This window comes from Micrococcus sp. CH7, from assembly GCF_001595485.1.
In the GTDB taxonomy this organism is placed as follows: Bacteria; Actinomycetota; Actinomycetes; order Actinomycetales; family Micrococcaceae; genus Micrococcus; species Micrococcus luteus.
On record NZ_LOSQ01000037.1, the window covers coordinates 1 to 5,099 of the forward strand.

At 75.0% G+C, this 5,099-nt stretch carries 5 protein-coding genes; 3 read left to right on the forward strand and 2 right to left on the reverse strand.

Going from position 1 to position 5,099, the window contains the following annotated elements:
• Positions 1 to 132: 132 nt before the first annotated feature.
• Positions 133 to 702: a DUF4190 domain-containing protein gene (locus AUV08_RS09190; RefSeq protein WP_061866747.1), complete on the forward strand. Its 570-nt coding sequence runs from the start codon at positions 133 to 135 to the stop codon at positions 700 to 702.
• Positions 703 to 711: 9 nt separating this feature from the next.
• Here the strand turns inward: AUV08_RS09190 and AUV08_RS09195 are convergent, their stop codons facing one another.
• A complete protein-coding gene (locus AUV08_RS09195; protein WP_061866746.1) occupies positions 712 to 2,220 on the reverse strand; it encodes an amidase in 1,509 nt (502 codons plus the stop codon).
• A gap of 83 nt (positions 2,221 to 2,303) precedes the next feature.
• Between AUV08_RS09195 and AUV08_RS09200 the strand changes: the two genes are divergently transcribed.
• A complete protein-coding gene (locus tag AUV08_RS09200) occupies positions 2,304 to 2,630 on the forward strand; it encodes a rhodanese-like domain-containing protein (RefSeq protein ID WP_002858251.1) in 327 nt (108 codons plus the stop codon).
• The gene (gene pheA, locus AUV08_RS09205; RefSeq protein WP_010079683.1) at positions 2,627 to 3,577 is read left to right on the forward strand and encodes a prephenate dehydratase; all 951 of its coding nucleotides are present in this window, start codon (positions 2,627 to 2,629) and stop codon (positions 3,575 to 3,577) included. Before AUV08_RS09200 ends, pheA begins: the two co-directional genes overlap by 4 nt.
• Positions 3,578 to 3,796: 219 nt before the next feature.
• Here pheA and AUV08_RS09210 read toward each other — a convergent pair whose 3' ends face one another.
• A complete protein-coding gene (locus AUV08_RS09210; protein WP_061866745.1) occupies positions 3,797 to 4,975 on the reverse strand; it encodes a diacylglycerol kinase family protein in 1,179 nt (392 codons plus the stop codon).
• Positions 4,976 to 5,099 lie beyond the last annotated feature (124 nt).

Below are 5,099 nucleotides of genomic sequence, written 5' to 3' on the forward strand. Positions count from 1 at the left end.
ACTCCCATTGGGTGTCAGAGAGCATCTGGAACCGGGACATGTCCCCAGGGTCTCAGCTGACTCGTGCATCTATTCTCAGACACGCCCTAGACTCGGCACCGGACCGCGACGCCCCGAACCGGAAGGACCGTCATGACCGACCCCCACGCCTCCCACGACCCGCGCCGTGAGGCCACCCGGCCGAGCTGGTACGGGTCCGAGGCCGGTGCGGGCTCCTCCGGCACCGGCTCCTCCGCCGCCGGCTGGCCCGACGCCCCGGCCGGCGACGCCGACCGCGCCGCCTGGGACCGGGCCCCCTCGTACGCCGAGCAGGAGGGGCAGACCCGCCCCGCCTACGGGCAGCCGTACGGCTACGGCCAGGACGCGAACACCGTCCCCGCCTACGGCTACGGGCAGGGCACGCCCGGCCACGGCTTCGGAGCCCCGCTGCAGCCCGGCCAGACCGACGGCGTCGGCCGCTCGGTGGCCTCCATGATCCTCGGCATCATCTCCGTGGTGGGCGGGTTCACGTTCCTCCTCCCGCCGATCGTGGGCGTGGTCCTCGGCCACATCGGCCTCAAGCGCGAGCCCCACGGCCGCGGCATGGCGATCGCCGGCCTCGTGATGAACTACGTGTCCCTCGCCCTGCTGCTGCTCGCCGTCGTGTTCCTCGTGATCCTGGTGATCGCCGGGATCTCCCTGGGCGACTACACCTCGACCTGACCGGCCGGCTCAGCCGGCCAGCAGCAGCTCGAGGTGCGCGGCCAGGGCGAGCAGGGGCGCGGACGTGCCGGGCCGGCCGATGAGCTGGACGGACCAGTTCAGGCCCCGCTCGTCCCGGAGCACGGGCACCGCGACCGCGGGCAGGCCGAGCACGTTGACCATCGAGGTGTAGGGCGTGAACGCGCACTGCGCCTCGTAGTTGGCCTCGGGCTCCATCGCCAGGAAGTGGCCGACCGGCGGGGGCGCGGTGGCCAGCACCGGGGTCATCACCACGTCGACGGCGGCGAACTGCGCCCGCACCCCGCGCGCCCACTCCTCGAGCCGGTGGGCGGCGTCGTCGAGCTCGGCGCGCCCTGCGGCCCGGGCCGTGCGCAGGAAGTGCGCGGCCACCGCGCCCACGCGCGCCTCGGCGTCCTCCGGCAGCGGCGCCCGGAGCAGCCCGGCCGTCCACACCGTGCGGAAGTCCCGGTGGTAGTCCTCGCCGTAGTAGGGGGAGAGGTCCTCGACCGCGTGGCCGCCCGCGTCCAGGGCGGCGGCGGCCTTCGTCAGGGCGGTGACGGCGGGCCGGGCCAGGGAGATCTCGAGGTTGGAGGCGAAGGGCGAGGCCGTGGTGACGCCGATCCGGCGGGCGTCGACGGCGCCCCCGGCCCGGGCGGTCTCCACGGTGCGGCGCAGGTCCGGCAGCACCCGGCCGGGCAGACCCTCGGGGGAGAGCAGCACGTCGTAGAGCAGGGCGGCGTCCTCGACCGTGTGGGCCAGCGGGCCCGACACCGTGAGGTTGCGGACCGTGTCCGCGTGCTCGTCCATCGGCAGCTCCCCGCGACCGGGCTTGAGGCCCACGAGCCCGCACGCCGCGGCGGGGATGCGGATGGACCCGCCCCCGTCCGAGCCCGGGGCGAACGGGAGGATCCCCGCGGCGACGGCGGCCGCGGCCCCGCCCGAGGAGCCGCCCGCGGTGCGGGTGGGGTCCAGGGGGTTGCGGGCCGGCGCCGTCACGAGGTTCTCCGAGTAGGAGTCCAGGCCGAACTCGGGCACGGTCGTCTTGCCGAGGGTGACGGTGCCGGCCCCGCGCAGGCGGAGCGCGAGCGGGTCGTCCTGCGCGGACGGCGGCGCGTCGGCCAGCAGGGCGGAGCCGAATCGCGTGGGCATCCCGCGCACGTCGATCAGGTCCTTGTACGCCAGCGGAAGACCGTGCAGGGAGGCGGGGGCGCCGTCGTCGTCCGGGGCGGGGGAGGTGTGCGGACCGGGCACGGCCCGGGGTGCGACGCGCGGGTGGGCCGCGTCCAGCTCGGCCGCACGGGTCCGGGCGCCCTCGGCGTCGAGGAGGGCGAACGCGCCGAGGTCCGCGTGGGCCTGGGCCGCGGCGAGGGCCGCCTCCGTGACCTCCCGGGCGCTCAGCTCCCCGGCGGCGAGGTCCTCCCGCAGGCGCACGGCCGAGCGGTCCAGGAGCCGGGCCGGGCCGGGGGCGGAGGGGGTGCGGTCGTCGTCGGCGGCGGGTGCGGCGTCGGAGGTCTGCATGCGGCCGAGCCTAACGGGCGTGGCCCGGGTCATGGACGGCGGGGCCTTCCTGGGATGCCCGGGCGGGTGGCTACGCTGAAGCCATGAGCGCCTTCGAGACCGTCGATGTGAACGAGATCCCCGCCGATGCAACCATCCTGGACGTCCGCGAGGACGACGAGTGGGCCCTGGGCCGCGCCGCCGGCGCCCAGCACATCCCGCTGGGCCAGCTGCCGGACCGGCTCGAGGAGCTGGACCCGGACACGGACTACTACCTGATCTGCCGCACCGGCGGCCGCTCCGCCCGCGCCGCCGAGTTCATGACCGGCCGCGGCTACTCGGCCATCAACGTGGCCGGCGGCTCCGGCGCGTGGCTCGAGGCCGGCAAGCCGATGGAGGCCGACGGCGACGCCGAGCCCACCGTCAAGTGACGGGGACGGGCTCCGCTGACGCGACGCCGTCGCGCCTGCGCTACGCCTTCCTCGGCCCGGCCGGCACCTTCACCGAGGCCGCCCTGCGCAAGGTGGCGGACCCGGCCGAGGCCGAGTTCGTGTCTGCGGGCTCCGTGCTGAGCGCCGTGGCGGCGCTGCGCAGGGGGGAGGTGGACCGCGCGGTCGTCCCCATCGAGAACTCGGTGGAGGGCGGCGTCTCCGCCACCGTGGACGAGATCGCCCTCGGGGAGACGCTGCAGATCCTCGCGGAGGTGCACGTGCCCATCAGCTTCGTGCTCGTGGGCCGGCCCGGCGTTGCGATCGAGGACGTGCGGCGCGTGACCACGCACCCCCACGCCTGGGCGCAGGTGCGCGGCTGGGCCGAGACGGCGCTGCCGGGTGTGGATTTCACGCCCGCCCCGTCGACGGCGGCCGGGGCCGGCCTCGTGGCCCAGGGCGACTTCGACGCCGCCGTGTGCGCCCCGCTCGTGGCCGAGCAGACCGGGTTGCCGGTGCTCGCCGAGCGGATCGAGGACGTGCCGGGCGCCGTGACGCGCTTCGTGCTGCTCTCCCGGCCGACGGCCCTGCCCGCGCCCACGGGAGCGGACAAGACCACGCTGGTGGTGCCGCTGCCGGAGGACCGGCCCGGCGCCCTCGGGCAGATCCTGGCCGAGTTCACCACGCGCGGGGTGAACCTCTCCCGCATCGAGTCCCGGCCGACCGGCGAGGGCATCGGGCGGTACTTCTTCTCCCTCGACCTCGAGGGCCACCTGGCGGAGGCCCGCGTGGGTGATGCGCTCGCGGCCCTGTACCGGGAGTACCCCGACCTGCGGTTCCTGGGCTCCTACGCCCAGGCCGAGCCCGTGCCCACGAGGGTGCCGGCCGAGTTCACCGACGCCGCGTATCGCTCCGGCCGCGCCTGGGTGGAGTCCCTCCGCTCCCGCTGAGGCGGTGCCGCACTTTCGTTCGGGAAACGGCGGCCCCAGGGTCACTTTCGTTCGGGAAACGGCGGCCCCCGAGGGACTTTCGTTGCCGAAACGGGACGATCACCACGACGACGACGGGCCGTCGTCGTGCTTCCCGTCCGCGCGTCGCCCCGGCGCCCGTTTCCCGAACGAAAACGGTGGGGAAGCCGCCGTTTCCCGAACGAAAGCGGGGGCGGGGGGTCAGATGTGCGGGGCCGGTTCCGGGACGGGGGCGGCGGCGGAGACCCCGTCGTCGCGGACGGAGGCGTCGTCCTCGGCCACGAGCATCACGACGAGCGAGTCCGGCTGCACGCGGGCGTCGAGGGCGGTGATGACCCCGGTGGCGTCGCCGTCGAGCTGGGAGGGCATCGGCTCGGCGAACTCGACCTTCACGCGCTGGGCCTGCTCCGTGTGCATCGCGGGGACGGAGCTGCGGTGCCGGGTCACGGTCTTCACGGCGATCCGCGCCCAGTCGAGCGCGTGCCGGGGTGAGAGGACCATGACGTCGAGAAGGCCGTCGTCGAGCTTGGCCTGGGGCAGCAGCTCGACGCCGCCCGTGAGCATCCCGCAGTTGGCCACCATCACGGTGCGCACCTTGAACCGGCGGGGCTGACCGCCGTCGAGGGCCACGGTCACCTCGTGCCGCTTGCCGCGCAGGTGCCGCATGCCGGCCTCGCTGTAGGCCAGCCAGCCGGCCAGGCTCTTCAGCTCGTCCTTGGTGTCGCCCATGATGTCCGCGTCATAGCCGGCGCCGCCGATCACGGTGAAGGTCTGCCGGGTGACGCGCCCGTCCTCGTGCGTGAAGCGGACGTCCACGGTGTCGATGCGCCGCTGCCGGCCCCCCACGGCGATCCGCAGGCACTGCTCGACGTCGTTGATCGGCAGGTCCAGGTTGCGGGCCAGCAGGTTCCCGGTGCCCAGCGGCACCACGCCGAGGGCGACGTCGGTGCCGGCCAGCTGCTCGGCCACGGTGCGGACCGTGCCGTCGCCGCCCGCGGCGATCACGAGCCGGGCGCCGGCGTCGAGGGCCTGCCGCGCCATGGCGGTGCCGGGGTCGTCCTCCTGCGTCTCGAGCACGAGCACCTCGCCGAGGCCCTCCGCCGCCGCGAGCCGCTCGAGCTCGCGCCGCACCCGGTCCGCGTGCGTCTTGATGGGGTTCAGCACCAGCGCGACCTCGTGGCGGCCCGTGCCGATGCCGGGCACCTCCTCCAGCCGGCGCTGCACGCCGCCCACCCGCGCGTCGAGGGCGTCCACCAGGAGACGCGTCCGTTGGTGCTGCACGCCGAGGCGGACCTGGCGCACCGCCAGCACCACCACGACGACGGCCAGCACGGCCAGGAGGACCAGGGCGGCCAGCGCCATCCACCACTCGGGAGTCATGCCCTGAGTCTAGGCGTCGGCCCCGCCCGCTAGGTGTAAGAGGTCATGACGTTGTTGACTCGGGCCGGGGCCAACGAGGCCGGAGGGGCGTCCCCGCAGGAGGTATGAGGCCGATGGTAGTTGT

What these genes read in the sequence shown, in the direction of transcription:
- AUV08_RS09210 (WP_061866745.1), bottom strand. Translation starts at nt 4,975, where the DNA reads ATGACTCCCGAGTGGTGGATGGCGCTGGCCGCCCTGGTCCTCCTGGCC.
- AUV08_RS09200 (WP_002858251.1), top strand. Translation starts at nt 2,304, where the DNA reads ATGAGCGCCTTCGAGACCGTCGATGTGAACGAGATCCCCGCCGATGCA.
- AUV08_RS09190 (WP_061866747.1), top strand. Translation starts at nt 133, where the DNA reads ATGACCGACCCCCACGCCTCCCACGACCCGCGCCGTGAGGCCACCCGG.
- AUV08_RS09195 (WP_061866746.1), bottom strand. Translation starts at nt 2,220, where the DNA reads ATGCAGACCTCCGACGCCGCACCCGCCGCCGACGACGACCGCACCCCC.